At 39.9% G+C, this 25523-nt stretch carries 29 protein-coding genes; 14 read left to right on the top strand and 15 right to left on the bottom strand.

Going from position 1 to position 25523, the window contains the following annotated elements:
* Positions 1-321: 321 nt before the first annotated feature.
* The 3 genes from AC5JMK_RS17780 to AC5JMK_RS17770 form a co-directional block, all read right to left on the bottom strand.
* A complete protein-coding gene (locus tag AC5JMK_RS17780; protein ID WP_096674182.1) occupies positions 322-1236 on the bottom strand; it encodes a branched-chain amino acid transaminase in 915 nt (304 codons plus the stop codon).
* Between the two features lie 260 nt (positions 1237-1496).
* Positions 1497-2135, bottom strand: a complete 639-nt coding sequence (locus AC5JMK_RS17775; RefSeq protein ID WP_495910704.1) for a hypothetical protein — start codon at positions 2133-2135, stop codon at positions 1497-1499.
* A gap of 5 nt (positions 2136-2140) precedes the next feature.
* Positions 2141-2773 carry a ParA family protein gene (locus AC5JMK_RS17770; RefSeq protein ID WP_495910703.1) on the bottom strand — a complete coding sequence of 211 codons (633 nt, stop codon included), beginning with the start codon at positions 2771-2773 and terminating at the stop codon, positions 2141-2143.
* 171 nt (positions 2774-2944) lie between these two features.
* Here AC5JMK_RS17770 and AC5JMK_RS17765 point away from each other — a divergent pair, with 171 nt between their 5' ends.
* Entirely contained in the window at positions 2945-4306 is a 1362-nt protein-coding gene (locus tag AC5JMK_RS17765) for a cytochrome P450 (RefSeq protein ID WP_495910702.1), read from the top strand.
* A 209-nt stretch (positions 4307-4515) separates the two neighbouring features.
* Complete coding sequence (locus tag AC5JMK_RS17760; protein ID WP_495910701.1) at positions 4516-5007, top strand: hypothetical protein; 492 nt, start codon at positions 4516-4518, stop codon at positions 5005-5007.
* Positions 5008-5072: 65 nt separating this feature from the next.
* Here AC5JMK_RS17760 and AC5JMK_RS17755 read toward each other — a convergent pair whose 3' ends face one another.
* Positions 5073-5312, bottom strand: coding sequence for a hypothetical protein (locus tag AC5JMK_RS17755; RefSeq protein ID WP_495910700.1), 240 nt, complete (start codon positions 5310-5312; stop codon positions 5073-5075).
* Between the two features lie 48 nt (positions 5313-5360).
* Between AC5JMK_RS17755 and AC5JMK_RS17750 the strand changes: the two genes are divergently transcribed.
* The 5 genes from AC5JMK_RS17750 to AC5JMK_RS17730 all read left to right on the top strand — a co-directional run bounded on the left by AC5JMK_RS17750 (position 5361) and on the right by AC5JMK_RS17730 (position 12019).
* Positions 5361-6833 carry a YcjF family protein gene (locus tag AC5JMK_RS17750; RefSeq protein ID WP_096674195.1) on the top strand — a complete coding sequence of 491 codons (1473 nt, stop codon included), beginning with the start codon at positions 5361-5363 and terminating at the stop codon, positions 6831-6833.
* A gap of 453 nt (positions 6834-7286) precedes the next feature.
* A complete protein-coding gene (deoC, locus tag AC5JMK_RS17745) occupies positions 7287-7976 on the top strand; it encodes a deoxyribose-phosphate aldolase (RefSeq protein ID WP_495910699.1) in 690 nt (229 codons plus the stop codon).
* Positions 7977-8052: 76 nt separating this feature from the next.
* Entirely contained in the window at positions 8053-8964 is a 912-nt protein-coding gene (gene recO / locus AC5JMK_RS17740; protein ID WP_096674200.1) for a DNA repair protein RecO, read from the top strand.
* The gene (locus AC5JMK_RS17735; RefSeq protein WP_495910709.1) at positions 8951-10552 is read left to right on the top strand and encodes an MFS transporter; all 1602 of its coding nucleotides are present in this window, start codon (positions 8951-8953) and stop codon (positions 10550-10552) included. Before recO ends, AC5JMK_RS17735 begins: the two co-directional genes overlap by 14 nt.
* Positions 10553-10870: 318 nt before the next feature.
* On the top strand, positions 10871-12019 hold the full coding sequence (locus AC5JMK_RS17730; RefSeq protein ID WP_096674202.1) for a glycosyltransferase family 4 protein: 1149 nt from the start codon (positions 10871-10873) through the stop codon (positions 12017-12019).
* A 125-nt stretch (positions 12020-12144) separates the two neighbouring features.
* Here the strand turns inward: AC5JMK_RS17730 and recR are convergent, their stop codons facing one another.
* Complete coding sequence (gene recR, locus AC5JMK_RS17725) at positions 12145-12702, bottom strand: recombination mediator RecR (RefSeq protein WP_495910698.1); 558 nt, start codon at positions 12700-12702, stop codon at positions 12145-12147.
* Positions 12703-12887: 185 nt separating this feature from the next.
* Here recR and AC5JMK_RS17720 point away from each other — a divergent pair, with 185 nt between their 5' ends.
* The 3 genes from AC5JMK_RS17720 to AC5JMK_RS17710 all read left to right on the top strand — a co-directional run bounded on the left by AC5JMK_RS17720 (position 12888) and on the right by AC5JMK_RS17710 (position 14332).
* On the top strand, positions 12888-13358 hold the full coding sequence (locus tag AC5JMK_RS17720; protein ID WP_096674206.1) for a hypothetical protein: 471 nt from the start codon (positions 12888-12890) through the stop codon (positions 13356-13358).
* The gene (locus AC5JMK_RS17715; RefSeq protein WP_495910697.1) at positions 13348-13482 is read left to right on the top strand and encodes a hypothetical protein; all 135 of its coding nucleotides are present in this window, start codon (positions 13348-13350) and stop codon (positions 13480-13482) included. Before AC5JMK_RS17720 ends, AC5JMK_RS17715 begins: the two co-directional genes overlap by 11 nt.
* Before the next feature lie 148 nt (positions 13483-13630).
* A complete protein-coding gene (locus AC5JMK_RS17710; protein WP_096674208.1) occupies positions 13631-14332 on the top strand; it encodes a Crp/Fnr family transcriptional regulator in 702 nt (233 codons plus the stop codon).
* A 60-nt stretch (positions 14333-14392) separates the two neighbouring features.
* Here AC5JMK_RS17710 and AC5JMK_RS17705 read toward each other — a convergent pair whose 3' ends face one another.
* The 3 genes from AC5JMK_RS17705 to AC5JMK_RS17695 all read right to left on the bottom strand — a co-directional run bounded on the left by AC5JMK_RS17705 (position 14393) and on the right by AC5JMK_RS17695 (position 17149).
* Positions 14393-14866 carry a globin domain-containing protein gene (locus AC5JMK_RS17705; RefSeq protein ID WP_096674210.1) on the bottom strand — a complete coding sequence of 158 codons (474 nt, stop codon included), beginning with the start codon at positions 14864-14866 and terminating at the stop codon, positions 14393-14395.
* A gap of 418 nt (positions 14867-15284) precedes the next feature.
* Positions 15285-15683: a hypothetical protein gene (locus AC5JMK_RS17700; RefSeq protein WP_096674212.1), complete on the bottom strand. Its 399-nt coding sequence runs from the start codon at positions 15681-15683 to the stop codon at positions 15285-15287.
* Between the two features lie 596 nt (positions 15684-16279).
* Positions 16280-17149 carry a substrate-binding domain-containing protein gene (locus AC5JMK_RS17695; RefSeq protein WP_096674214.1) on the bottom strand — a complete coding sequence of 290 codons (870 nt, stop codon included), beginning with the start codon at positions 17147-17149 and terminating at the stop codon, positions 16280-16282.
* Between the two features lie 93 nt (positions 17150-17242).
* On the opposite strand from AC5JMK_RS17695, the gene AC5JMK_RS17690 reads away from it, so the two are divergent.
* Together AC5JMK_RS17690 and AC5JMK_RS17685 are read left to right on the top strand one after the other, a co-directional pair.
* Positions 17243-18013 (top strand): putative hydro-lyase, encoded by a 771-nt coding sequence (locus AC5JMK_RS17690; RefSeq protein ID WP_495910696.1) that lies wholly within the window; start codon positions 17243-17245, stop codon positions 18011-18013.
* Positions 18006-18977, top strand: coding sequence for a DUF4392 domain-containing protein (locus AC5JMK_RS17685; RefSeq protein WP_096674218.1), 972 nt, complete (start codon positions 18006-18008; stop codon positions 18975-18977). Before AC5JMK_RS17690 ends, AC5JMK_RS17685 begins: the two co-directional genes overlap by 8 nt.
* 76 nt (positions 18978-19053) lie before the next feature.
* Here AC5JMK_RS17685 and AC5JMK_RS17680 read toward each other — a convergent pair whose 3' ends face one another.
* Both AC5JMK_RS17680 and AC5JMK_RS17675 read right to left on the bottom strand, forming a co-directional pair.
* Positions 19054-19914 (bottom strand): 3'(2'),5'-bisphosphate nucleotidase CysQ family protein, encoded by an 861-nt coding sequence (locus AC5JMK_RS17680; protein ID WP_096674220.1) that lies wholly within the window; start codon positions 19912-19914, stop codon positions 19054-19056.
* A gap of 152 nt (positions 19915-20066) precedes the next feature.
* Positions 20067-20936: a sugar kinase gene (locus AC5JMK_RS17675; protein WP_096674222.1), complete on the bottom strand. Its 870-nt coding sequence runs from the start codon at positions 20934-20936 to the stop codon at positions 20067-20069.
* A gap of 100 nt (positions 20937-21036) precedes the next feature.
* Here AC5JMK_RS17675 and rsmI point away from each other — a divergent pair, with 100 nt between their 5' ends.
* Both rsmI and rpsU read left to right on the top strand, forming a co-directional pair.
* Positions 21037-21888, top strand: coding sequence for a 16S rRNA (cytidine(1402)-2'-O)-methyltransferase (gene rsmI / locus AC5JMK_RS17670; protein ID WP_096674224.1), 852 nt, complete (start codon positions 21037-21039; stop codon positions 21886-21888).
* A 158-nt stretch (positions 21889-22046) separates the two neighbouring features.
* Entirely contained in the window at positions 22047-22226 is a 180-nt protein-coding gene (gene rpsU / locus AC5JMK_RS17665) for a 30S ribosomal protein S21 (protein WP_009459242.1), read from the top strand.
* 308 nt (positions 22227-22534) lie between these two features.
* On the opposite strand, the gene pth is transcribed toward rpsU, so the two are convergent.
* The 5 genes from pth to AC5JMK_RS17640 form a co-directional block, all read right to left on the bottom strand.
* Positions 22535-23188: an aminoacyl-tRNA hydrolase gene (gene pth, locus AC5JMK_RS17660; protein WP_096674226.1), complete on the bottom strand. Its 654-nt coding sequence runs from the start codon at positions 23186-23188 to the stop codon at positions 22535-22537.
* Between the two features lie 64 nt (positions 23189-23252).
* Positions 23253-23501 carry a TatA/E family twin arginine-targeting protein translocase gene (locus AC5JMK_RS17655; RefSeq protein ID WP_096674228.1) on the bottom strand — a complete coding sequence of 83 codons (249 nt, stop codon included), beginning with the start codon at positions 23499-23501 and terminating at the stop codon, positions 23253-23255.
* Positions 23502-23829: 328 nt separating this feature from the next.
* The gene (locus tag AC5JMK_RS17650; protein WP_495910695.1) at positions 23830-24399 is read right to left on the bottom strand and encodes a P-loop NTPase family protein; all 570 of its coding nucleotides are present in this window, start codon (positions 24397-24399) and stop codon (positions 23830-23832) included.
* Positions 24400-24594: 195 nt separating this feature from the next.
* Positions 24595-25293, bottom strand: coding sequence for a 3-oxoacyl-ACP reductase FabG (gene fabG, locus AC5JMK_RS17645; RefSeq protein WP_096674234.1), 699 nt, complete (start codon positions 25291-25293; stop codon positions 24595-24597).
* Between the two features lie 8 nt (positions 25294-25301).
* A complete protein-coding gene (locus tag AC5JMK_RS17640; RefSeq protein ID WP_495910694.1) occupies positions 25302-25508 on the bottom strand; it encodes a hypothetical protein in 207 nt (68 codons plus the stop codon).
* Between the last annotated feature and the right edge of the window lie 15 nt (positions 25509-25523).

Genomic DNA, 25523 nt, shown 5'->3' with positions numbered 1-25523 from the left:
TTTGAGTCCTCTTCAGAGGACTTGCGCTATGAGACTCGGAATTTATTCCGAGGCGATACAGATGCGCTCAACCTAGATTTATGTGTACACCGCAGTTTATAAGGGGAGGGAACCGGATTTCTCCCCTTTATAAGGGGGGTAATAATGTAATTAAAATTACAGCCAATCACTTTTCAAACAACCTCTAAGGGTGTCTACGCTCCTACACGTGTACTTCATTTATTTGAAAAACGCTATATGTATTAGCGCCTAGCCATAGGATAGGCGCTGAAGCACAAAAAAATTGGATTTTGAAGATTATAAAATTGATGTTATCTCACTCTATTTCAGAGAAATTGGATATACCCAATCGCGGTAATTAGGATCTCGATTTTCTGTAATTGCTATTAATTTATCTCTAAGCTTTTCAGCAATTGGTGGATGTTCTGATAAATAATAATTCTCAATTCTTTTGACTGGTACAATTTTAGCTGCTGTACCACATAAAAATACTTCATCAGCAATAAAAAGCTCAGATTTATCTACAGGACGTTCCACTACTGGAATACCAAAATCTTGGGCTATTTTGATCACACTATCTCGTGTAATTCCCTCTAAAATATCCTGTTCAAAGCCAGGGGTAATGATTTTGCCATTTCTCACAATAAAAATATTCATACCAGAGGCTTCACTAACTTTCCCCTGGGAATTCATTAAAATTGCTTCGTCAAAACCAGATTCAACTGCTTCTGTTTTGGCGAGAGAAGAAGTAATATAAGCTGCGCTAATTTTTCCTCGTAATGGAAAGCTAATATCTTCTTGTCTACACCAGGAACTAATTCGACAACTAACTCCTTCAGGTGATAAATAATCTCCTAATTCTAATCCATAAATAGCGAAGCTTCTATCTATATTATGCAACCTGGGGGCAATCCCTAAATCAGAAGTGAAGACAAAGGGACGAATATAGAAAGAATTGATAGGTTGATTTTTTTGAACGAATTCGACTATGGCTGTTTTGATTTTTTCGGTTGAGATATCATAGTGCAAGAATTTGGCACTTTGACTTAATCTTTGACAGTGACTATCTAGTCTAAATAGCAAAATTTGTGCGGAGTTTTCAGGATCGGGAATACCACGCATTCCACCAAAAGCGAGAGTTCCATAATGTAAAGCGTGAGTAGCAATGGAAATAGTTGCTTCTTGAAAAGGTACTAATTTATCTTGAAAGTAAGCAAAAGGTAAGAAATTGTACATAACGAATTTTCCTGTGGTCTTCAGCTATAGCAATTCCAGCTATGTATTTTATTTTGCCAAGTAGACTTACAATTCTACTTTATAATTTAGTTATTTATATATTTACATTTACGTTTATCTACACCTAATCTAACTTGAAAGTAACCTCATCACCCCGCCCTATCGGACACCCCTCTCCTTGCTAAGGAAAGGGGAAGGAAGTGAGGTTTTTATTCTTTTTGGTGTAAGCACCTCATGACGGCTACCTAATTAAGTGAACTTTAATCAAGTAACCACATTTGATTAGAATTATCTGCGGGTTCGGTAGGTGGTTGAGGTGGTATTCGTTGTGGTGTAGGTGTAGGTGCGTAGTGTGATTTTCTATAGGTTAATGCTTTGGGAATTTCTTTTTCCTTTTTAGACTTATTTAAATTATTAATCTCTTCTGTAAGCTGAGAATTAGCTTGTGCAAGTTGTACAGCAGCTTGCTTGGCTTCTTCGAGGTCTTTTGTGAGACGTTCCACTAATTTATCTTTTTCAGATAAGGCTGATTGCAAATCACTAATTTCTGTTTGCAAATTTTTTTGATTTTGCTGTGTTTCTTTTAAAGAACTCTGCAACTGCTTGATAGCTGTATTTTTTTCAGATAAAGCTGATTCTAAATCACTCAGTTGTTGTCGGAATTTTTCTTCGTTTTCGCGTGTCTCTTCCAAAGATGTTTGCAACTGTTTGATGGTAGTGTCTAAATCAGCTTTAGTTGAAGTTGCGCGTTTATTTTTAGCAGCAGATTCTTCTGCGGTTGAGTTAGTTTCATCTGCTACTTCCTCAGCAGCAACATCAATTACTGGTTCTATTTCTGGTGATGATATTTTATGCGCTTCTTCTTGTAATACATCGGCAACACGTTTTCTAGTAGCCATGATTTCTATTTTCTCCAGTCACTTTGTAATTCTTCAGCTACGCGGCGGTAGTCTGAATGTGCCTCATTTGCATTTTTGCCTCGCCATTTAGTAATCGCCACACCCTCTAGTGCTGCTCGTTCGTGAGCTTTGTAAATACGGATAAAAGCATTACAAACTGGAATCCCCAACTGTATGAGTGTATTTTGTGCTTCCAATGCTTCCCCCAAACTACGTGTATCTACTTTAGTCAGAAGCACTCGATGGGCAATCCCCACAGGAGTGACTGCTTCTCTAACTGTATCAATTAGAACAGCTAAATCCATCGGTGCTGGCGGTGTGGGCAAAACTAAATAGTCTGCGATCGCAACTACCGCTTTTAAGCTTGTAGAGTGTAACGCTGGAGGTGTATCGACCACCACTAAATCGTATCCTTCTATCTTACGCAGACGAGCTAAGTTTTGGGGATCTGTCGCCTGAGATAGATCAAATCCCATACCGTTTTGACTACGCCTATACCACCAACTAGCAGATCCTTGAATATCTGCATCTACCAGAAGAACTTTTTGTGCTTCTGCAAAAGTTGCAGCTAGGTTGACTGAGGTGGTTGTTTTCCCAACTCCCCCTTTACCGTTGAGGATAGCAATAATTCTAGGCACAAATTAATTTCACGATGCTCTCTTCACCGAATATACCGCGTTGTGTGACACTGAGAGTAGACTGTTTTGAAAATGGGGAACAGGAAACAGGAATCGGGAATCGGGGATTAGGGAAGAGAAATTGTCACAATAGATGAGAAGTGCTGGATAAAAAAGTAGAAAAAAGTAGCTATGACAGTAACTCAAAATTTCCCAGTTAGCCCCAACATACCTCAATTACAGCGACGACTGAAATTGCTTTTTCAACCAGTCAAATACGTTGAAGATTTTGCCAAAGTTTATGGAGACAATTTTACTCTGTGGGGTAAGAACAAAAATAATCCTCCTCTAATCTACTTCAGTCAACCCGAAGCACTAGAGCAGATTTTTACCGCCAATCCTAGCCATTTTGAAGTGGGCAGAGGAAATCGAGTGTTAAGATTTATGTTTGGTGATTACTCTGTACTTTTACAAGATGGCGATCGCCACCAGCGCCAACGTCAACTCTTAGCCCCTCCTTTTCATGGCGATCGGATGCGTGCTTATGGTGAAACTATCCGTGAAATTGCTCAACAGGTAAGTGATAAATGGCAATTTGGAAAACCGTTTAATATCCGCGCTTCAATGCAAGGAATCACCTTGCGGGTTATTCTACGGGTAGTATTTGGTTTGGAAGAAGGACAGCGTTTAGAAGAACTCCAGCAATTGGTCTCTGATTTTTTAGAATTTGTAAGCGCTCCCTTAATGTCAGCTGGTTTCTTTTTTCCGTTTCTACAAAAAGATTATGGCTCATGGAGTCCTTGGGCAATAATGGAAAGGCGCAAACAACGAATTGATGAGATTATTTATGCTTTAATTAGTCAACGTCGGACGGAATCTATTGAAGATCGCGAAGATATCCTGAGTTTATTGATGTCTGCGCGTGATATTGACGGAGAAGGGATGTCAGACGAAGAGTTACACGATGAATTAATGACACTATTAATTGCAGGTCATGAAACCACTGCTTCGGCTTTGACTTGGGCTTTTTACTGGCTTGATTATCTACCAGAAGTACGAACAAAATTACTGCAAGAATTAGAGACTTTAGGAGATCAGCCAGAACCAAATGCGATCGCCAAGCTACCCTATCTCACAGCAGTCTGTCAAGAAACTTTACGAATTTACCCAATAGTCATGACTGCTTTCTTTCGAGTTGTCAAATCTCCCATTGAAATTATCGGTTATAAATTGCCAGTGGGTACGGTTATAGTTCCGAGTATTTACATGGCGCACCATCGCGAACAAGTCTACCCACAGTCAAAGCAATTCAAACCAGAACGCTTTTTAGAAAGACAATTTTCACCTTATGAGTTTTTACCCTTTGGTGGTGGGAATCGTCGCTGCGTAGGTCTGGCGTTTGCAATGTATGAAATGAAGTTAGTATTAGCAACTATTGTGTCTCATTATCAAGTTGCTTTAGTTAATAAACGTCCAGTGCGCCCAGTGCGTCGGGGTTTAACTGTAGCGACACCTGCGGGAATGCGAATGATTGCAACACATAGGTCACAATAAGTAGTCGCACAAAACTAAATTCATTCGTGGAGGTGAGGGAACTCTTAACAGGGAACGGGAAAATGAAGAATGTGTAATTAATTTTGCTTGGATACTTACAAGGCTATTTTAGCCTAGACGTAAACCGCCCTGAACTCAAGTTCACCGGCTAATAGTTTAAGTCCTCTAAAACGGACGACATTACCAATCAACAGTCGGTTTTAACCAACATGGTACGATCTAATCATGGTCAGCGTTATCAAACTGCACAAGAAGCGCTGCAAATATTAATTCCGCCACCTCCTCCACCACCTCCTCCTCAAATCCCACCAGTACCGCGACGAAAAATGATTCAAACTTTGGGTTTAGTGGGTGCTGGATTTGGTTTAGCAATTGTGGGAGAACGGTTAATTTTCAATAAATCGGAAGAGAACCCCGGTGTCTCCAATCAATCCGGACTTTCTTTTTCAGAGGACTTGCGCTATGAGACTCGGAATAAATTCCGAGGCCTGCGGTGTACACATAAATCCTCTGATCCCCCTAAATCCCCGCGCTGGCGCGCCGCTACGCTAGAAAAAAGGGGGACTTTGATTCTAGTTCCCCCTTTTTTAAGGGGGGTTAGGGGGGATCAAAACGCTACTAGGCAACTTTATAAGACTTCTGTGTACACCGCAGCCCCGTTTACGGGGAGAAGATTTAGTTCCCTAAGCGTAAACGCTTAGGGTTAGGGTGGGGTAAAAATATTTTTGCAAGAGGTCTTATCTTTTTACTTTTTAATTTTTACTTTTTACTTCTTAAGGTGTATTTGATTCAAATGAGAACCGCTATAGTTGGGAATTATCCATTGTTTGATAACCTCCTGCTTGGGGTCATGGTACAAGTCTTTGGCTGGCATTTGAGAAAAGCGATCGCATTTTTTTGATTTTAAAGCCGCAAGAATGTAACTTAATTTTTCGGAGGGATCAAAATCGGTTGTTTTGCTGTAAAGAAAATTGTGTTGTATCGCCAGTTCAATTCCCAGAAGCAAATTTTGATCTATTCTGGAGGAGAAATAATCCAAAAAGCGCGGTGAATCATGGTTGTGAAGTTGCAGCGACCAATATTAGTAGGAGGACTAGGACTATCGTTCTCTTTGTGGATTTTACAAAGTTGGCACGATTCGATCGTGCAACTGGGAGAATATAGTGTCCTGAGTTTGTTATTGGTTGGTGGTGGTTTATTGTTGTTAAAGCAAAATCGCAGTAAACAGGATTCGCATATACTCGATAGTTTACCTGTGGATCGAGAAACTGTAGAAAGTGCGATCGCTAAAACTGAAACTGTAATTAATCATCTCGCAAGTGAAGCTGAAAATAATGTGGAGACGTTACATGTAACGTCTCTATTACGAGAAAAAATTCCTCAGCTTTATACCGAATTAGATAGACAAGAAATTCATCTAGCTGTGACTGGCGGTAAGTCGGTGGGTAAAACCAGCTTAATTCAAGTATTAAAATCTAACTGGCGTCCAGGAATAGGACGTCAAATTTGTCTGCAAGAGATAGCGCCTTTGTTTGTAGAAGCAGGCGAAAATTCAGATGCAGATTTATTAACACAAGCAAAAGCAACTGATTTTATTCTGTTCCTCACAAACGGTGATTTGACAGATACAGAATTTCAAACCATCCAGCAACTACAAGCAGAAAAACACCGCCTGATGCTGGTTTTTAATAAACAAGATCAATATTTGGCAGATGAACGCGCTAGCATATTGCTGGCTTTAAAACAGCGAATGCAACAGAGCATAGTAGCGACTTCAACTTCTCCCCTTCCTGTGAAAGTCCGCAAGCACAACGATGATGGTTCTGTGCAAGAGTGGATGGAACAACCAGCGCCAGAAATTGAGCAACTGACACAACAACTAGGTGAAACTTTAGCACAGCAAGGACAGCAGTTAGTATGGGCGACTACGATGAGAAAAGCACTGTTGCTGAAAGCTGAAGCTAAAAATTACTTGAATCAAGTCAGATGCGATCGCGCTAACCCAGTGATTGAACAATATCAGTGGATTGCTGCTGCTGCTGCTTTTGCTAACCCAGTTCCCGCGTTGGATATTTTGGCGACTGCGGCAATTAATGCCCAAATGATTGTAGATTTAGGTAATATTTATCAGCAAAAATTCTCCCTGGAACAGGCGAAAACCGTAGCTGGGGAAATGGGTAGCTTGATGCTAAAACTCGGTTTAGTTGAACTTTCTAGTAAAGTTATTGGTACTGTTCTCAAGAGTCACGCTCTCACATACGTTGCAGGTGGTGCAGTTCAAGGTGTGAGTGCAGCTTATCTCACACGTTTGGCTGGACTTAGCTTAGTAGAATATTTCCAACAACAAGAAGTCGCAGTAAATTCAGCCAATGGATTTAATATTGAGATACTAGGACAAACTTTGCAAAAAGTATTTCAGCAGAACCAACAAATGGGATTTTTGCAAGGTTTTGTGAAGCAAAGCGTAAAGCGTTTGTTACCAGAAGTTGCTGAGGAAAAAATGATTACTGCTGAAACAGTTGCTTAGATTTGGTGATTGCAAGTTCTAACCAAGCCAACAAAATTTGCCTATACGGAGTGAACTTTCTGAAAGCCGTGTAGGCGTTTTTGTATATGTGGTTGGTGTTTTTTTCTTGTGGAGTTAGCTCAAACTATAGCACTTCTGACTCGATTGCAATACAGTCGGAACCCCACCCCGGTTTTGCTGACGCAAAACCTCCCCTCCCCGCAAGCGGGGAGGGGATTAAGGGGTGGGGTACATATTGGACACAACCGAGAACTGCTATATTTTGGAATTTTTATGATTTTCACAATACCCCTGCAATTGTCAACAGTAGAGATGTAATTAGCTGTGTCTCTACTATAGTCTCGGCAAAGCAGTACTGATTTTCCGGCAAAATGCTAAGAATTGTAGATTTATTTATTAAAATAGTCTTAAAGTTTTATAAATTTTTTAGAACAAATTACTGGTAATAAAGCGATGGCAGCAGAATATCCAGATCATGATATTGATATTGCGCCATATATAGATCACACTCTGCTGATACCCACAGCTACGACTGAGCATATTGAACAATGGTGTGAAGAAGCACAAAGGTTTAACTTTGCAAGTGTTTGTATCTACCCCAGCTATGTACGCCTTGCAGCTGAATTACTCCATAATAAAACGCCGAAAATCTGTACAGTAATAGGCTTTCCTACTGGAGCGACGACTTCAGCAGTGAAATTGTATGAAGCTCAAGAAGCAGTGGAAAATGGTGCTACTGAATTAGACGTAGTAATCAATTTGAGTTGGTTAAAAGCTGGTAAAACTGAGGAAGTGCATCGAGAAATTGCTGAGATTTGCGAAGAAACTGGGCAATTAGTGAAGGTAATAATAGAAACTAACCTACTGACGGATGCCGAGAAAAAGCTAACTACGGAAATATGTATGGATGCAGGAGCAGCTTTCATCAAAACCTGTACAGGTTGGAATGGAGGTGTGACAGTGGCTGATGTGCGTCTGATTAAAGAGGTAGCACGGGAAAGAGTTGGAATTAAAGCTTCAGGTGGTATTCGTACTATTGACCAAGCCCTAGACTTAATTCTAGCGGGTGCTACGAGATTGGGAACATCTTATAGTGTCGATTTACTAAAACAGCGCGATACGCTGGAAAAGAGTAGTCATTAGTCATTGGTTATTGGTCATTGATTAATAATTGCTAGCTACTTTTTACAAAAGACAAAGGACAAATAACAAATGACAAATGAGTAAAACATATAAAGCAACTGGTATTAATCTTAAAACTCAGGCTTTTGGCGAGTCAGATCGACTTGTGACAGTTTTGACACAAGAATTTGGGCTGATTCGTGTCATTGCTCCTGGTTCTCGCAAACACAACTCCAGCTTGGGTGGTAGGAGTGCAATGTTTGTAGTTAATGAATTATTAATTGCCAAGGGGCGATCGCTCGATAAAATTACACAAGCACAAACTGTAAAATCTTACCCCCGTCTGGCTCAAGACTTGGTAAAATTAGTAGCCAGCCAATACTTAGCCGAAATTGCACTATGTCAGGCTTTAAGTGAACAACCCCAAACAGAATTGTATGAGTTACTAAATGAACATCTTGCACGGATAGAAAATTTACCTAACACAGATACATCCAGTGTTGTAGCCCATCTGATACATGGTGTATTTCAGCTTTTGGCTCTGGCGGGATTGACGCCACAAGTACAAATTTGTTGTTTAACTGGACGCACGTTGAAACCAGATTTTCAAGACTCCCACTCGCGAGTCGGATTTAGTGTAAGTGCTGGTGGAACTGTTTGTTTAGCAGCTTGGGAACGCCTGAAGAAGGAAGGGGAAAGTAAGAAAGTAGCAGAAGGTGAGAAGGTAAGATATAGCATTTCCTCTCATACCCCTAAACCCCAAGTCTACGAAACTATCAGCTATCGACAAGAAATACCAGCGCTTTCTAAGCGCTTGGATGCTGAAGAATTAACCATACTCCAGCAGCTGTCGCAATCAGAGATAATGCTAAATGCAGCCGAAAAAAATAGCTGGTTATCTGTTGAGCAAATTTTGCGTCAGTATGCTCAGTATCATTTTGGTCGTCCTATTCGCTCTGCTGCCTTGATTGACTCTTATTTTGCTGCTAACCATGATGCAATCGTCTAATTTGGATAAAAAAATCCTGCCACTATCACCAAGCCATGTTAAAAAACACAATACAACATCAACCCCTAGATCACAAAATCACCTAAGTGTGGTTCGCGATACCACATCAAATCAAATTCATCGCCAAGAAATGTCTGCAAAAGATGTTTCTCAAGAAGATAAAAATAAAAATAGTACATCACCAGTAGCCAAAACCGATGTACCAAAGGAAGCCAACTTTCATCAACCAAATGCAGCTGTGTCTCAAAAGCCAGATGGAGAAAATAAACCTGTAGACACAGAAGCAACTTCTAAAGATACCCAAGAATATGGATTTTGGCCAGTTTTGAAAAACCCTAATTTTTTAGCTCTTTGGGGTGGTCAAGTCTTTTGTCAATTGGCAGATAAAGTATATCTAGTACTGATGATCGCCTTGATCAATACTCATTTTCAGACAGGCGCTCAAACTATTAGTGCTTGGGTGTCAGCACTGATGATGACTTTTACTATACCTGCTGTGTTGTTTGGTTCCCTAGCTGGTGCGTTTGTAGACCGTTGGTCAAAAAAGATGGTACTGGTGGGAACAAATATTTGGCGCGGTATCCTAGTTTTGGTTATTCCCTCACTGCTGTGGTTAACTCAGGATTGGCAGCCTATCGCCATGTTACCTGTAGGTTTTGTGATCATTCTGGGGATTACTTTTTTAGTCTCGACACTCACACAGTTTTTTGCACCAGCCGAACAAGCAGCAATTCCTTTAGTGGTAAAAGAGAAAGATCTACTCTCAGCGAATTCTCTTTACACTACAACAATGATGGCATCGGTGATTGTTGGTTTCGCTATTGGTGAACCACTGTTAGCAGCAGCCGATCGCTTGTGGTTAATTCTTGGTGGTAGTGACGGACTTGGTAAAGAAATAGTTGTCGGTGGTAGTTATGCGATCGCTGGACTAATTTTGCTCCTACTAGTAACCAACGAAAAACCCCACGCACCCACAAAGGAATCTTCACACATTTTTGCAGATCTGCGGGATGGTCTGGGTTATCTAGGGAAAAATCATCGCCTTCGCAACGCTCTGATTCAATTAATTATCTTATTTTCTGTGTTTGCAGCGCTAACAGTTCTGGCTGTCCGTATGGCTGAAGTAATTCCTAACTTAAAACCACAACAATTTGGCTTTTTACTAGCATCTGGTGGTGTTGGAATTGGCTTTGGAGCAGTAATTTTAGGCCAGTTTGGGCAACGCTTCTCTTATACTAATTTAAGTCTAATTGGCTGTGTTGGCATGGTTGCATCCCTGATTGGTTTATCGATATTTACACAACAACTATGGGCTGTCTTACCTTTAGTAATGACTTTGGGTATTTTCGGAGCGTTAGTGGGTATACCTATGCAAACGGCTATTCAAACAGAAACGCCTACAGAAATGCGTGGTAAGGTTTTTGGTTTACAAAATAATGTCATCAATATAGCCCTTACTTTGCCCTTAGCATTAGCAGGTGTAGCAGAAACTTTTGTTGGTTTGCAAGCTGTATTTTTAGGATTAGCTGCGATCGTTTTCTTAGGTGGTTTATTAAACTGGTATATTTCGCTCTCTAGTGTGGATTAAGGCTTTTGTGTTAAGCTTAAATGCATAATGAAATCTTGCATATTACCACAGAGATCATGTCTACATCAGCTAGGCGCAGTTTTAGCGTCTAGTTAGTTTGTAGTCAGTTCACATATCTCAAAAGCGATTCATAAACAAAATAAATAAATCCAAGGATTTTTTGATAAAAAACATAAATTTTTGTGTGTTAAGTGGGTGCTGGCTGTGATTTATGATAAATCAACAAGCCAAAAAAAAAGCAAAATCACACACAATAGCAGAATAATGGTAAAAGCTGATCAATTAAACCCGCTTTTCTCATAAATTAATCAATAAAGAATGCGTATAGCTTGGATTGGAAAAAAATCGCCCTTTTGTGGCAATGTTACCTACAGTCGAGAGATTACGAATGCTTTACTAGAGCAGGGACACGAAGTTAGCTTCCTGCATTTCGCTCAAGAAGAGTCCAAGCTCGACAACTGGCCAAATTGTCCAGAAGTCCCTTTACCCTTCATTTATAAGTCCCAGGTTTACACCATTCCCACTTTCAAAGCGACTAAAGTTTTAACTCAATCGCTACGGCGGATTAAACCGGACATTGTTCATGCTTCTCTGACCTTATCTCCCCTAGACTTTGTTTTGCCAGAAATTTGTGAGGAGCTAAATTTACCATTAGTTGCGACTTTCCACACACCCTTTGCAGGTAAAGGAGCAAAGCTAGTATCAGGAACCCAACTATTGGCTTATCAACTCTACGCGCCCTTTTTAGGCAATTACCATCGCGTGATTGTATTTTCCCAAATTCAGCGTGAATTATTAGCACGCATGAGTGTACCGTCAAAAAATATTGCTGTCATACCCAATGGCGTGGATGTTAATAAATATTCTCCTGGTATTTCTCAAGTTAAAGCAGAATTTGATGCCGATCGCTTGTTTGTTTACCAAGGACGGTTAGCTCCAGAAAAAAACGTTGAAGCTCTACTGCGTGCTTGGAAGCAATCAGAAATGGCACCAACAAGCAAGTTGCTGATAGTTGGGGATGGCCCCCTCAAGTCTTCTTTAGAACCTTTTTATAACTCCGAGAATGGCATTCACTGGTTAGGATTTGTCGCTGATGAAGAGCGGCGCGTCAAGATTCTCCGGAGTGCAGATGTATATATTTTACCTTCATTAGTAGAAGGTTTATCTTTATCTTTATTAGAAGCAATGGCTTGTGGAGTTGCATGTTTAGCAACTGATGTTGGAGCTGATGGAGAAGTATTAGAAAAAGGAGCAGGTGTAATTATTAACCCTAAATCAGTGCGACCCCAACTGAGAACCTTACTACCATTATTCCAAGATCACCCTGAGCTAACAACTTTACTAGGGCAAAAAGCTAGAAAACGAGTGTTAGAACGCTACACTCTTAGAGGTAATATTGCTCAGTTAGAGCTGCTATATGAAGAAGTGGTTCAACAACAAAGCCTACAACTAAGCCGAGGAGCTTGAGCGAATCGGGGATAAGGGGAAGGTAGGGGTCCTCTGGAGGGGATAAAAGGCGAAGGGGTAATGGGGATTGGGGATAAATCAGTTAACAGTGATCAGTTTAATTTGATAACTGATCACTGAAAAATCTAATCCAACTCTCGCCGTCCTTCCAAGGCTCGCGCAAGCGTTACCTCGTCAGCATACTCTAAATCACCACCTACTGGTAAACCAAAGGCAATCCGTGTCACCTTGGTAAATGGCTTGAGTAACTGACCGATGTATAGTGTCGTTGTCTCTCCTTCTACACTCGGACTAATTGCTAAAATGACTTCTTTGGGTTTTTGTTGACTGACTCGCCGCACTAAAGGTTGAACTGTTAATTGTTCTGGACCGATACCATCAATCGGGGAAATTACTCCACCCAAGACATGATACTTACCTTTGTACTCTCTAGTTTTTTCTAAGGCAATCACATCACGGGAGTCTGCTACTATACAAATAGTAGTGTTGTCTCGACTAGGATTGCGACAGATTTCACAAACAGGTTCAGCAGAAAGATGAAAACACTCTTTACACAAACCAATTTGCTTTTTGGCTTCAATCATAGCTTGTGCTAAAGCTTCTACTTCTGCTTCTGGACGTTTCAAAATGTGCAACGCTAGTCTTTGGGCAGTTTTTGGCCCCACTCCAGGTAAGCGCTGCAATTGTTCTATTAGGCGTGCTAGAGGACGTGCGTAAACCGTAGTTCTATCTCCAGTATGTTAGTACTATAACTATAATGGCATTCTTGAAAATTTTTGAGAAAATTTCCATCGAAATCAGGAATTATTGTAGATGGGCATGTAGCTTAACTATAAGCACGCAGAGATCATTAAGAGGAGATCGATATATGACAGCTCAAGTTTGTGAGAGACTAATCTTTAATGGCGAAATAATCCCAATGACATTTCGTCTACAATTGCTTGAGCAAAAGCCTAAAGTGATGAAGTTAAATGATCAAGATATAAATATAGATAATGATAGCCCCTTAACATTCTCAACAACTTGCTGGCGGTTCCACGTCGGAACTTGGGAAATCAAAAATGGTCAGTTATATCTAGTAGATATATTTGGTCTTTACAAAATGCTTGGCAAAGCTGCAATTCCTGCTAACTGGTTCAGTGGGGTGATCAAGATTCCTCAAGGTAAACTACTTCGTTATGTTCACATGGGCTTTGGTTCAGTGTACGAACAAGAGATTCATGTAAAAATCAAGAACGGAAAAGTCATTCAGTCTCGTGCTATTGATAACTTACAACCCCGTTGCAGTAGCCTTGATGACTGTGAAAACTTATATGATCATGGTGACAATGGATGGTAATAAGTTTGTGCATCTTACACCAGAACATGCACTGTGTCAACTCAGTGCATATGTAGAAATTATAAATTCAAGATTTGATCACGAATCTACAGCGCGATCGCTCAAACAGAGGATTTGCCTGTAAATCTTAACTCATAATACTTTTAAGAATTAGCCTAAATCAATAACGTACAAAAAACCTTTTTTGATGCAATGCTCTCATTTTTGGCTCATCAGAAAACGTTAAATTGGGGAAGGAAAAGTTAAGCAAGCTTGAGCAGGGCGGTTCAACGATGCGAGTTACAGTTGAACAACTACGACAAATCTCACTTCTTTCTGCACTAGATCTCGATCAGCTTGCACAGTTACAAATTTATGCTGTGATCAGGAAATATTCCCGTGGAGAAATTATTCTGCATGAGGGCGATCGCTTACCTGCTCAACTCTTTGCGGTTCTCAGTGGCAGAATTGAAATCAAGAAAACTGCTACCACGGGGAAAGAAACGATTTTACGGACTTTACCTGCTGGAGAACTATTTGCTGCGCCTGCACTATTCGGTAATGGTATAGCCCCAGCAACTGTAGTGGCTGAACAGGATTGTCAGATTCTCACGATCAAACGTACTGCCTTACTGGAGATAATTCAGAAAACGCCAGAATTTGCATTGCAGATTATGGTATTCCTGAATGAGCGCCTTCAGCATCTCCATCAAGTTGTGCATGGATTGGCTTCGGAGCGGGCGATTGTGCGGTTGGCGCAATTCATCCAAAGCGCGGCGATCGCACAGGGAACGGACGTTACCGAACAAGGATTATGCTTGCGATCGCGTCTACCATATTCCCAGATTGCTGGCAGTATTGGGATTACGTATGAAGAATGTGTACGACTATTCAAACAAATTCAAGCGATCATTACTTACCATCGAGGTGGCAAGATTCTAGTGCTAGATCAGGCAAAATTAGATGCGATCGCCCAAGGTAAATATGATGTTTAGAAGAAATTTTTGTATGCAGGTACAGTAGCAACTAAACAAAGACCAAAGACTCTTAACTTCTCAACTCAAAGCACTTTGATAGATTTGTTGTTCTCGATTAATAAAAACCTCAGCTAATACTTGATAGGCTTCAGTCCAAGCAGTCATGACTTCTTCAGTTGCAGCATCTCCTAAAACATCTTGAATTGCTTGTAATAAACATTCCCCTACGATAGGATATTGTTCTGGTAAAACGTGGGTTTGAACGTGACGATGAGCAATCTTATCTACTATTGCTTTTAATGCTTGGAGATCGTCGATATGAGTGGCATAGCTACAAACTACGGTAGCAAGTTTAGCTGATTGAGTACCATTAGCTTGGGCGGACATATCGAACTGTGCTTTCACTTCTGGATAGTTGTGAAACATAATTTCGTACATCCGATTAGTAATTTTTTGACCGTTTTGTTTGAGGACGGGGACAGTAAATTTGACGAGATCGATAGTTTTTTGACTAATTACCTTCTTTGACGAGAAATGTTGGGAAGCTGTCATGAGTCATATCCAAACTCGATACTCTTACTTTGACATCAAGTTTTAGTCCTGTCTCTGAGGTAGCTCATAGTTATACCATTTCACAAAAAATCTGATACAAATACAGACCCTGTAGAGATGCGATATCCTGTAGAGACGCGATATATCGCGTCTCTACAAAATTTATGTGTATCGTGATTAACGGAAATGGTATTAGTAGATTCAGTGAATCTCAAAGCAGAGTGGGTATAACCAGGGGGGTGCTTTGGACAAATAAAAAAAAGGTTAGCGTAAAAAATCCGCTAACCAAAAATCTCCATCACAAATTGTCTAAGTTGTTTGAAGAACTGAAGTAAATTTATTTCAATTTCAAGGTGTACTTTAGGTGAGAAACAAGAAATGCGATCGCCTGTTAGAACTACGCGATCTCAGCAGATACTTAAGGTCGAACTTGATTAGAAATATCTTTACCTGCGTCTGCTGCATTATTTTTTACTTGATTGGTAGTTCTTTTTGCGCCTTCTACATAACCTGAGCCAAAATCTCTAAAAGCTTCTGCGGAATCTTCCCCAATTCTCTTGAGTCTTTCACCAGGATTACCTTTTACTTCCTCAGCTTCTTTCTGCCATTCGCCTGTTGTTCTTGGTCTTTGGGTATCATTCAAATGGGCGCGATCGCGAACTTCCTTACCTAAAGCTTTATTGTCACCAGGAGTGATATAGGTATTGGTAGTTAGCAGAAGAACACCAAGCATTACAACAGCCAAAAAACGCTTCACTTGAAGTCCCTTCAACAAAGAATTGACACGAGCGATCGCATTAGAAATCAAATTGGTCATGACTATACTCCGTGAGTTAATTTTTCATAATTTTGAGATAGCTACAATTGGCTCACTCCAAATTTAGCTAAGACTGTTATAAACTGAACTTAGCTTCTAAGTAGAATTAGCTAAATATTGGGAGTTATAGGTTAGTGATGAATTTTCATAAAAACTAACCCATTTGCGAACCAAGAGAGTTTTTTGAACACAAATATAAGACTAACTTTCAAAAAATAATTATCCCTCTAACGAAAGTCAGAGCTTGGTTATGAAAAATGATCGCTGTTCTAATTCTGATGAATACTTGGTTTTTCCCGGTATCTGCAACTATATAAAATCCCTTGAGGATAAGAAACGAAATTTGCAACCTCCTTGCGGTAAGTTTATAGCGACTGTCTAACCTCACGTTTGCTTATCATATTGGAGACTATGCATGGTGAAGCAGACATCATCATGGAACTCCCAAGCAGCTATTTTTATTTATTTAAAGTAAGTCGGTGGGGAGAAACAGAACCATATCACGAAAATTAAATATCATTTAAATCCTTACTAATGACAAACAACATAGACGCGCCTTCTTCGGCTTCAAGGTAGAGTATGACAAATGACGATCTCTATAATTTTTCTGTAGATGCAACAAAACTATACTTTGCTAATTCTTCTTTTCCGACTTTACTCGTAGCAAAATTGACAAACTCTTGTACAGGCTTTGCAGGTAATTTTTTGATAGTAATTCCAATCTGTCTGAGCATTTGATATTTATTATTTTTGATATTTTTAATACTAGGTTCCACACCATTCAAGCTAAGGCGGTTCACTGGTAAATTGTTGGAAATTGCATAAGCGAAAGAAAAAGCACCAATACTATAAGGTATATTTTGGATGGCTGCAATTACTTCATCTTCATTACGCAGAACAATTGCTTCTGAGGAAACTTTCAGATCTTGACCAAGATAATATTTACGCAATAAATACTTAGCAGGTTCGTTTTCTGTTCTATCTAAAACAACAATCTTAGCATCAAAACCGCCTAACTCTTTCCAATTTTTAATCTTACCACTGTATATTCCCTTCAATTGCTCTGTAGTCAGATTCATGATATCTGTGACGCTGGGATGAGTGGCAATTAAAAGAGCATCTTTTGCTAGTAAGTAATACTCGATTTTGCCTTCTTTTTCCTCTATTTTCAATTCCCGACTTAGAGTTCCAATATCTAACAATCCGTCTTTAACTCCTGAAATAGTTGCTTCTGATTTAGTAGGTGTTAGTATGGAAATTGTGGTAGTAGGATTTTTGGCTTCGTAAGCACTAGCTAATACCTTTAACGCTGGATAAACGCTACTGTAACCAGAAATTTTAATTTCTTGCTGTGCTTGATTCGATATGACAAAATTAGATATATCCCAATTATTATTGATAGTAAAGCTAAAAACTACTAAGAGTATAGCCGTCAGGGCAATTGGAAATAAAGTTTTATTTTTCATATTAGTTTTCTTTGTCAATAAAATCAATAAATATTTTCACGAATGATTTAGGATTGCTATATATTTTCTAAATTAGATAGTAACTTGAAACTGATGAATAAATTATTAACACCAAACGAAATTCGACAACTGTGTCGTCATGGAAAATATCAAGACCCAACTCCTGGACTTGCGTCTGGATATGTGCAAGCTAATTTAGTCATCTTACCTAAGTCTGTTGCTTTTGACTTTATATTATTCTGTTATCGCAATCCCAAACCTTGTCCATTATTGGATGTCACTGAAGTTGGGAATCCGGAACCTCCCATAATTGCGCCTAGTGCTGATATTAGATCAGATTTACCTCGTTACCACGTGTTTCGTGATGGTGAACTGGTAGAAGAAGTTACAGATATCAAAGAATTTTGGCGTGATGATTTTGTTGGTTTTTTGATTGGTTGTTCGTTTTCTTTTGAAGCAGCGCTGTTGAGTGCGGGTGTACCTGTGAGACATATTGAGGAAGGCAAAAATGTACCGATGTATAAAACTAGCCTGGATTGTATGTCAGCTGGAGTATTTTCTGGGCCTTTAGTAGTTTCCATGCGTCCTTTGTCACCTGCGGATGCTATTCGTGCGGTACAAATTACCAGTCGTTTTCCAAAATCCCATGGTGCGCCAGTACATTTGGGTGATCCGAGTGCGATCGCGATCGCAAATATCAACTCTCCTGATTTTGGTGATCCAGTTACCATTCGAGAAGGCGAAATTCCTGTATTCTGGGCTTGTGGTGTGACGACGCAAACAGCAATAGTTCAAGCGAAACCAGAGATAGCAATCACTCATGCTCCTGGACATATGTTGATCACAGATATAAAAGATGAATGAATCTTTTTCTAAAATGGAGGAAAAATTAAACATTAAAGGAAAAAGCGAAGAAATCATCAACAAAATTGCTCAACTAGAATCTATTTGTGGGCAAGATGTTGGTAGAGGAATTCAGCCTCTAGTGGAAGCAACTAGGGGAGGACTACTAAAAACTGCTCGTTCGATCGCAGAACATCCAAAGCCTAATGTGGCAATTATTACAGGTTTTTTTCTTCCCTATGGTAATCCTCCTGCACCTGAAACTGATGGACCAATTGGCTGTGCATTGTTAGCAGCAGGTTTGATCAGGGCAGGTATATCTGTAAGAATTGTCACTGACTCTCTTTGCTTCCGTACCGTCAAAATAGCATTGCAAGCAGCTGGAGTTACTGGTAAAATTTGCTTTGATATTGTGCCAGTAGAAGCGACAAAAAATCAGCAAGCGGTTTCTTCACTGCTGAACTTGTGGGAATCTTTAGAAACACCTGTTTCTCATCTTATTTCTATCGAAAGACCAGGCCCTAGTTATGATGGCATTGTCCGCAATATGCAAGGACAAGATATTACAGCTTATACTGCACCTTTACATCTTTTATTTGCATCAAAAAACATCATTACAGTGGGGATTGGTGATGGTGGAAATGAATTAGGAATGGGCAATATTCCTAAAGATGTGATTCGTCAACATATTCAGCATGGTGAGAAAATTGCTTGTATTGTTAACTGTGATTATTTAATCGTTTGTGGTGTATCTAATTGGGGAGCAACTGGTTTATTAACTGCTTTATCTTTACTTCGCCCTGATTTGAAATTAGCAATTATTTCTGGATTAAATTCCCAAACAGAGTTTTATATTTTGGAATCAATTGTTAAGCATGGGGCTGCAATTGACGGTATTAAAGGAGTACCAAGCCTCTCTGTTGATAATTTACCTTTTGAATATCATGCTCAGATTATGAAAGCTGCAACTCAATTAATGAAATGAATTCTTAATTGTTAGTTGGTCATTTGTCATTGCTTCCTTATCCCCCTTGTCCCCCTAATCCCCAATCTCCATCACCTCAACTTTTAATTTTTTCCCACTCTGCTAATATCTTTTCTCCTTCGCGACAAAGTATTTCATGAAATTGACTGTTACTAGCTAATAATCCACCCCACTGATTAATATCTCCGGTGTTGTATTGCAATGGTCTGCCATCGAAGTGAGTGAACTGACCACCTGCTTCTGTTAAGATTAATTCGGGTGCAGCCATGTCCCAATCTTTGGGTGCAGATTTACCAGAGAGAGAAATATAAATGTCTGCCTGTTGTTCTACAATAGTTGAAATTTTACAGCCGACACTACCGACAGCTTTTTGATTTTGGCAAGGTAAATGTTGTAGTAAATATTCGAGTCTGTCGTTGCGATGGGAACGACTAACAACTAGGGTTAAATCTTCGATGCGTTCTCGTAATGAAACTTTTAGAGGGGTAGTTTGGCGATCGCGAATTTCTACAAATGTCCCACCACCTTTCGTCGCATAGTATAATTTTTCTTGCTCTGGAACTACTACCACTGCTAACACTGGACGGTGTTCCCGCACTAGCGCAAGATGAATGGCATACTCGCCAGTCTTTTGGATAAAATCTCGTGTACCATCTAAAGGATCAATGATCCATGACCATTGAGAAGTTGGGTGCTTGGTTTGTTCTTCTTTATAAGTTTCTTCACTAATATAGGCAAAATCTTCATTCCCCAAAGCTGCTTGCAACTTTTCCAAAATGAAGCGATTGACAGCTAAATCAGCAGCAGTCACAGGATCACTATCTTTATACTGTACGTCTAAATTTTTGTGAGTTCCATTGTAGTAAGTCCGCAGTATATCTGCTGCACCCCAACCAACAGAACGAGTGAGTTTAAGTATTTCTTTTAAGTCTGGCATTAATTTTTTCCTATATTTTTTGGGGGTTTAAAGTGGTAAGGGGATAAGGGGATAAGAGTATAAGGGTGTAGGAGTATTTAAAAAGATATGATTTTCAGAAAAACTTTTATTTCCTCTTACACCCCAAATACCCTCCTCTCCCCTAAACCCTATCATTGAAAAGATTCCATCCAGCGACGTGTGCCAAAAAATCGACAGGAAAATGCAGCTATTTTCGCTGCTGATGTTAGTGCATAAAGAAAATTTTCCCGCAATACGTAATGACAAAAAGCACCGTGTAAAATATCTCCAGCCCCTAGCGTATCAATAGCAGTAGTTTTTGGCACGTCTATCAAACCACTTATACCCGTTTCCTGTATGAAATACTTAATCGGTTTTTCACCGTGGGTAATAGCGATGTGAGGAATACCAAGTTGACGCAGATAGTTAAAGACTTCTTCCTCAGTCTGACAGTTGGGGGGATGAAAATTAGCAGAGCAAATGGCGTAATCTACAAAAGGTAAAAGTTTGTCAAAACCAGGTTTCCAACTACCACCATCTACAACAACAGGGATATTGTTAGCTTTTGCTGTTTGAGCTATTTCTATTCCTACTGTCATTTGATGTCCGTCAATTAGGACAATATCAACTTTTTGTAAAATATCTGGTGGGATAGCTTGGGTATTGGCTTGAGTCTTGACAGCATTGATCGAAACTACCGCCCGTTCGCCACTAGCTTGGGTAACAATAATAGAAGAAACTGGCGGCGGACTGCTTGTAGTGAGATCAAGATCAGTGATTTCTACTTGATATTTTTGTAAGTCTCCATGAATTAAATGTGTCATTGGATGAGAACCTACTATACCCAACACTTTAGCTTGATTACCCAAATTGCTAAAAGCAACAGCAGCATTGGTAGCGGGGCCACCTGCGGCAACAGTATAATCAGCAGCAACTATTTTTTGATTGTTTTGAGGGGGAGATTGAGCAAGGTAAATTAGATCGAGGGTTACTAAACCTACAAATAAGGCATAATTGGTCATTTGTCATTTGTCATTTGTTGTTTGTTCTAACCAACCACCAAGCATCAACTAAGTACTCAGACACAATTAATTACCCATCAACCACCAACAAAGTCTTTTCATGCAAACTGATCCAAAACCAGGAATACTCTACATCGTCGCTACACCGATTGGCAATTTGGAAGATATGACTTTCCGGGGAGTGCGAATTTTACAAATAGTGGATCTGATTGCGGCTGAAGATACACGCCATACGGGGAAGTTGCTACAGCATTTTCAAATTAAAACACCACAAATTAGTTACCACGAACATAATCGTAATAGCCGTATCCCAGAATTATTACAGCATCTGGCTGAAGGTAAGGCGATCGCTTTGGTGACAGATGCGGGTATGCCAAGTATTTCCGATCCTGGGTATGAATTAGTCAAAGCGTGTATTGACGCTCAAATCTCTGTAGTACCAATTCCCGGTGCGAATGCTGCTATTACGGCGTTGAGTGCAGCAGGATTACCAACTGATAAGTTTGTGTTTGAAGGATTTTTACCAGCAAAAACCCAAGGGCGACGAGAACATTTAGAATTTTTAAAGACAGAACCCCGTACTTTAATTTTCTATGAATCTCCCCACCGTTTATTAGATACTTTACAAGATTTAGCAGATATCTTTGGAAGCGATCGCCAAATCGTGTTAGCACGGGAGTTAACTAAATTTTATGAGGAATTTTGGCGGGGAACCTTAGCACAGGCGCTTTCTGATTGTGGCGAAAAAGAACCCCAAGGAGAATACACTTTAGTTGTAGCAGGAAGCCCACCCACCGAACTAGTGCTATCGGATATAGAATTAAAAGCTGAACTAAAAAAACTCATTGTTCAGGGAATGTCGCGATCGCAAGCTAGCCGAGAGTTAGCAAAAGCAACTTCCCTACCCCGCCGTCAACTTTATCAACTAGCTCTTGCTATAGAGATTAATTAGGGATTGGGAAATGGGGACAACTAATCAGTTATCAGTTATCAAATTAAACTGATAACTGATAACTGATTCATGCCCAATTCCCAATGCTCAATCCCCAATTCCCAATTCCCAATAGCCATTACAATGGGATAAATATTGATTGATAATGAGGACAAAGAATGACCCAGGTGGTTTTAGGAGAGAATGAAGGAATAGAGTCAGCTCTGCGGCGCTTTAAGCGCCAGGTTTCCAAAGCTGGTATTTTGGCTGATGTGAAGTATCATCGGCATTTTGAAACACCTTTAGAAAAGCGCAAACGCAAAGCAGTGGCTGCTCGACGTAAGCGGCGTTTTAAATAAAAAATCGGCACTGACGTTGCTTGACAAGATTAATGTTAAAACAGCTACAGAGCCTCCGTTATCATTTTGAAAAAAAATAAGCAAGAAGAACCACCCCCCCTAAAAAAAAGGGTGTAAAATAATATACTTGCCAAGTTGCGGAGCGCGCCGAGTGTCCGATTGCGGTTGGATGGAGCGAGCTGAATTGCTGCCCATCAACCCAATCATCAAAAAAGACACAGTCACCTATTTTTACAATTAATGAATAAAGTTTATTCGGTTTTGTCTAGAAAATATAAGTAAAAATTCAGTCATAGAAAGACGCAATTTTACTTAAAATTACCAGGCTCAGGATAGACATAATCATTGCTGTTACAACGGTTCATCGCTTTTTCAACTCCTTGTTTGAGGCATAATTCTACGCATTCACAGACAAAGTTTAATACCTCAAAAACAAACTTAGTTTCAGTTGTCGAAAACTTTCCCAACACATAAGACACAGTATTTTCCTCATGAGAATTAGTATCATTTTTAGGTCTACCAATACCGATGCGTAGGCGAGGAAAATTTTGTGTACCCAAGTGTGCGATCGCACTTTTCATTCCGTTGTGTCCGCCAGCAGAACCAGACAACCGCAGACGAGTTTTCCCAAGGGGTAAATCCATCTCATCATAAATGACTAACACAGACTCAGGTGGTAACTTATACCAACTAGCCACAGCTTGTATAGCCTGTCCAGAACGATTCATATAAGTGAGTGGTTTCAGCAAGCGGATTTTGTCTTTTGTTGGTGCGATACCTTCACCGTACTCACCTTGAAACTTACGATTTTCAGTCAGAGGAATCTGCCAAGAACGAGATAGAACATCTAAAGCAGCAAAACCAATATTATGGCGTGTTTGATTATACTTTGGTTCTGGATTCCCCAACCCAACAATTAATTGGGGAATCACCAAAGTTGTTTTGGCAGTAGCTTCTGTCATTGGAAGTATGAAATATGAAGTCTAAATTAACTGATCATTGGTAACTGATAACTGATAACTGGCTTTACGCTTCTTCCTTTGTAGGTGCTTCTAACTGCTTTGGTTCGAGTTCAGCAGTAGTTTTGACAGCTGCTTCTATCTGAGCTGCTTCTTTTTGAAACTCATTTTGAAATTCCTTAGAAGCATCTTGGAAGCCACGAATCGCCTTTCCCATACTCCGACCAATTTCTGGCAATTTCTTCGGACCAAATATTAATAGCGCTACAACCATAATTACAGCCATTTCCGGCAGACCAACACCAAATACATTCATTTGTGCTTTCTCCTGTAAGTTGAAGAACTCAAAGACCTACAAATTTAGTTTAATTGATACTCCCTATGCTTAGAACGCAGGGGATTCTAGTTTCACGGTCGTTGCTTGCTTTTGCAGGTCTTTCGACCAACAAGAGTAGAGGTTACAACTCCACACTTGATTACTTTTGGGATACCCTCCCCTAGCGGCAGGTGCTACAACTCTCTCGACCAGAGCAACGCACTCACTGCCTCGCCTTTGCACGACTTGCATTGTCCCCTCCAGAATCAGGCAGGCTTTTTGGTGATAAATGAATTAAATTCCTTGCTTACGCTGCGATTTCAGAGTTTTAATAAAGCTCAGTTTCTTCCCGTTTAAAGTATACATCATCTTCAAATTTGGTCTTATTTTCAATTAATTCAAAAAATTGGGAAATCTGTTCAGTTGATCGAATGTGATAAACACTTTTGGTACTTTGAGCCTGCTCGATATACTCACGATATTTTGGGGTCAAATATTTGTGACATAACCAAAGCACGCGGTAGCTAGTAAGCGAACTCTTCAATATTGGGCTGTTTTCCGGCCAGCCTTCTGGCGGTTTAAAGCGACCTGTGATTAATCGTTTAGTCACCCACCAGAAATGCACATATAGCGGTAGATCGACAAAAATCAGAGTATCCGCCTCGTTCAGTCGTAGCCAGAGGGTTTCCATGCAACCAAACCCTTCAATAATCCAACGCTCAGTAACCAAAATTTTCTCATGGGTGTGCTTATAGTCTTCCTGTGGAACCTCAATACCCCCTAATTGATATTGAATCTTGTCTAAAATGTAAAGTGGCAAACCAGTGATTTGGGATAATCTTTTGCTTAAAGTTGATTTACCGCCTCCAGTATTGCCAAACACCGCTACTTTTTTCATCGCCACTCTCCTTTTAGTACAATCAAGTCACTTAGTAAAGTGAATTGAGGTATGAAACCAACATGTTGAGATCATTGCGACCAGTTATCGAAAAGAGAATGAAATAGCTGCAAGGTTGTATCAGAGTTTAGGATTTCGGCTATGGAATATTTCCTATGCTATCTCTCACCCAACAGAGGTGTACGTAAGATTATTCTAAATACTGCCATAAACAGGAACCGCAGCACCTCGAATATCTTTGGCTGCTTCTGAAGCTAAAAAACAAATCACTTGCGCCAAGGATTCTGCTTTTACCCATTTATCAGCATTTTCTGCACCCATAGATTCGCGGTTTGTGGGAGTATCAATGATGCTGGGAAGGACGACATTTGCGGTAATATTAGTACCTTTTGTTTCGTCTGCGATCGCTTTCGTTAATGCAACCACACCAGCTTTGGATGCACAATAGGCTGCGAGTTGTCCAGATGGTTCTGCTGCACCTTTTGAACCAACACTCACAATCCGTCCATAGCCATGTTCTAACATTCTCCTTAGACTGTGTTTGCAAACCAAAAAAGTTGTAGTCAGGTTTAAATCAAAATCTTGTTTCCAATTCTCCAAGCTGTATTCATGGGTTTTTCCCATCGCAAACCCACCCACCAGATGAATTAACACATCTACTTTTTGCATCTGGTTGATAATATTCTCTACAGAAGCTTCTGCTACTAAATTTGCAGAGACAAAATTGATTCTGGCAAAATCAGCAGGTGAGAGAATTCCTTTTAAGCGTTCCACTTCTTGCGGGTTGTGATAAGGAATTGTGATTGCTGCTGCACCTTGCGCTAAAACTGCTGGTGTCACACCTAAACCCAATCCACCAGTACCACCTGTCAGTAAAATATGTTTGCCTTTCATAAGTTTGTTTAGTCCTGAAATAGATCAAATTCTTGGCGAATTTCTAATAAAGAACGCTCAAATAACGCTTCGTAATCAAAATATGGCCAATATTGTTTCCTACCACGATTCTTGATCCAGATTAAAACTATCTCTGGTAATAATCGTGGCAATACTGCCAATATCGAACTATACAACCATAGTAAACCTTGAGGTTGCACTAGGTCGCTACTCATGCTGGTGTTGGTAAA

The organism is Pelatocladus sp., assembly GCF_059505505.1.
The sequence above is the reverse complement of the archived record's forward strand: the minus strand, read 5'-3'. Positions and strand labels throughout refer to the sequence as shown.

Excerpts from the sequence above, each read along its gene's own strand:
- AC5JMK_RS17780 (WP_096674182.1), bottom strand. The coding sequence starts at position 1,236 with ATGTACAATTTCTTACCTTTTGCTTACTTTCAAGATAAATTAGTACCT.
- AC5JMK_RS17775 (WP_495910704.1), bottom strand. The coding sequence starts at position 2,135 with ATGGCTACTAGAAAACGTGTTGCCGATGTATTACAAGAAGAAGCGCAT.
- AC5JMK_RS17765 (WP_495910702.1), top strand. The coding sequence starts at position 2,945 with ATGACAGTAACTCAAAATTTCCCAGTTAGCCCCAACATACCTCAATTA.
- AC5JMK_RS17760 (WP_495910701.1), top strand. The coding sequence starts at position 4,516 with ATGGTACGATCTAATCATGGTCAGCGTTATCAAACTGCACAAGAAGCG.
- AC5JMK_RS17750 (WP_096674195.1), top strand. The coding sequence starts at position 5,361 with ATGGTTGTGAAGTTGCAGCGACCAATATTAGTAGGAGGACTAGGACTA.
- deoC (WP_495910699.1), top strand. The coding sequence starts at position 7,287 with ATGGCAGCAGAATATCCAGATCATGATATTGATATTGCGCCATATATA.
- recO (WP_096674200.1), top strand. The coding sequence starts at position 8,053 with ATGAGTAAAACATATAAAGCAACTGGTATTAATCTTAAAACTCAGGCT.
- AC5JMK_RS17735 (WP_495910709.1), top strand. The coding sequence starts at position 8,951 with ATGCAATCGTCTAATTTGGATAAAAAAATCCTGCCACTATCACCAAGC.
- AC5JMK_RS17730 (WP_096674202.1), top strand. The coding sequence starts at position 10,871 with ATGCGTATAGCTTGGATTGGAAAAAAATCGCCCTTTTGTGGCAATGTT.
- AC5JMK_RS17720 (WP_096674206.1), top strand. The coding sequence starts at position 12,888 with ATGACAGCTCAAGTTTGTGAGAGACTAATCTTTAATGGCGAAATAATC.
- AC5JMK_RS17715 (WP_495910697.1), top strand. The coding sequence starts at position 13,348 with ATGGATGGTAATAAGTTTGTGCATCTTACACCAGAACATGCACTGTGT.
- AC5JMK_RS17710 (WP_096674208.1), top strand. The coding sequence starts at position 13,631 with ATGCGAGTTACAGTTGAACAACTACGACAAATCTCACTTCTTTCTGCA.
- AC5JMK_RS17705 (WP_096674210.1), bottom strand. The coding sequence starts at position 14,866 with ATGACAGCTTCCCAACATTTCTCGTCAAAGAAGGTAATTAGTCAAAAA.
- AC5JMK_RS17700 (WP_096674212.1), bottom strand. The coding sequence starts at position 15,683 with ATGACCAATTTGATTTCTAATGCGATCGCTCGTGTCAATTCTTTGTTG.
- AC5JMK_RS17695 (WP_096674214.1), bottom strand. The coding sequence starts at position 17,149 with ATGAAAAATAAAACTTTATTTCCAATTGCCCTGACGGCTATACTCTTA.
- AC5JMK_RS17690 (WP_495910696.1), top strand. The coding sequence starts at position 17,243 with ATGAATAAATTATTAACACCAAACGAAATTCGACAACTGTGTCGTCAT.
- AC5JMK_RS17685 (WP_096674218.1), top strand. The coding sequence starts at position 18,006 with ATGAATGAATCTTTTTCTAAAATGGAGGAAAAATTAAACATTAAAGGA.
- AC5JMK_RS17680 (WP_096674220.1), bottom strand. The coding sequence starts at position 19,914 with ATGCCAGACTTAAAAGAAATACTTAAACTCACTCGTTCTGTTGGTTGG.
- AC5JMK_RS17675 (WP_096674222.1), bottom strand. The coding sequence starts at position 20,936 with ATGACCAATTATGCCTTATTTGTAGGTTTAGTAACCCTCGATCTAATT.
- rsmI (WP_096674224.1), top strand. The coding sequence starts at position 21,037 with ATGCAAACTGATCCAAAACCAGGAATACTCTACATCGTCGCTACACCG.
- rpsU (WP_009459242.1), top strand. The coding sequence starts at position 22,047 with ATGACCCAGGTGGTTTTAGGAGAGAATGAAGGAATAGAGTCAGCTCTG.
- pth (WP_096674226.1), bottom strand. The coding sequence starts at position 23,188 with ATGACAGAAGCTACTGCCAAAACAACTTTGGTGATTCCCCAATTAATT.
- AC5JMK_RS17655 (WP_096674228.1), bottom strand. The coding sequence starts at position 23,501 with ATGAATGTATTTGGTGTTGGTCTGCCGGAAATGGCTGTAATTATGGTT.
- AC5JMK_RS17650 (WP_495910695.1), bottom strand. The coding sequence starts at position 24,399 with ATGAAAAAAGTAGCGGTGTTTGGCAATACTGGAGGCGGTAAATCAACT.
- fabG (WP_096674234.1), bottom strand. The coding sequence starts at position 25,293 with ATGAAAGGCAAACATATTTTACTGACAGGTGGTACTGGTGGATTGGGT.
- AC5JMK_RS17640 (WP_495910694.1), bottom strand. The coding sequence starts at position 25,508 with ATGAGTAGCGACCTAGTGCAACCTCAAGGTTTACTATGGTTGTATAGT.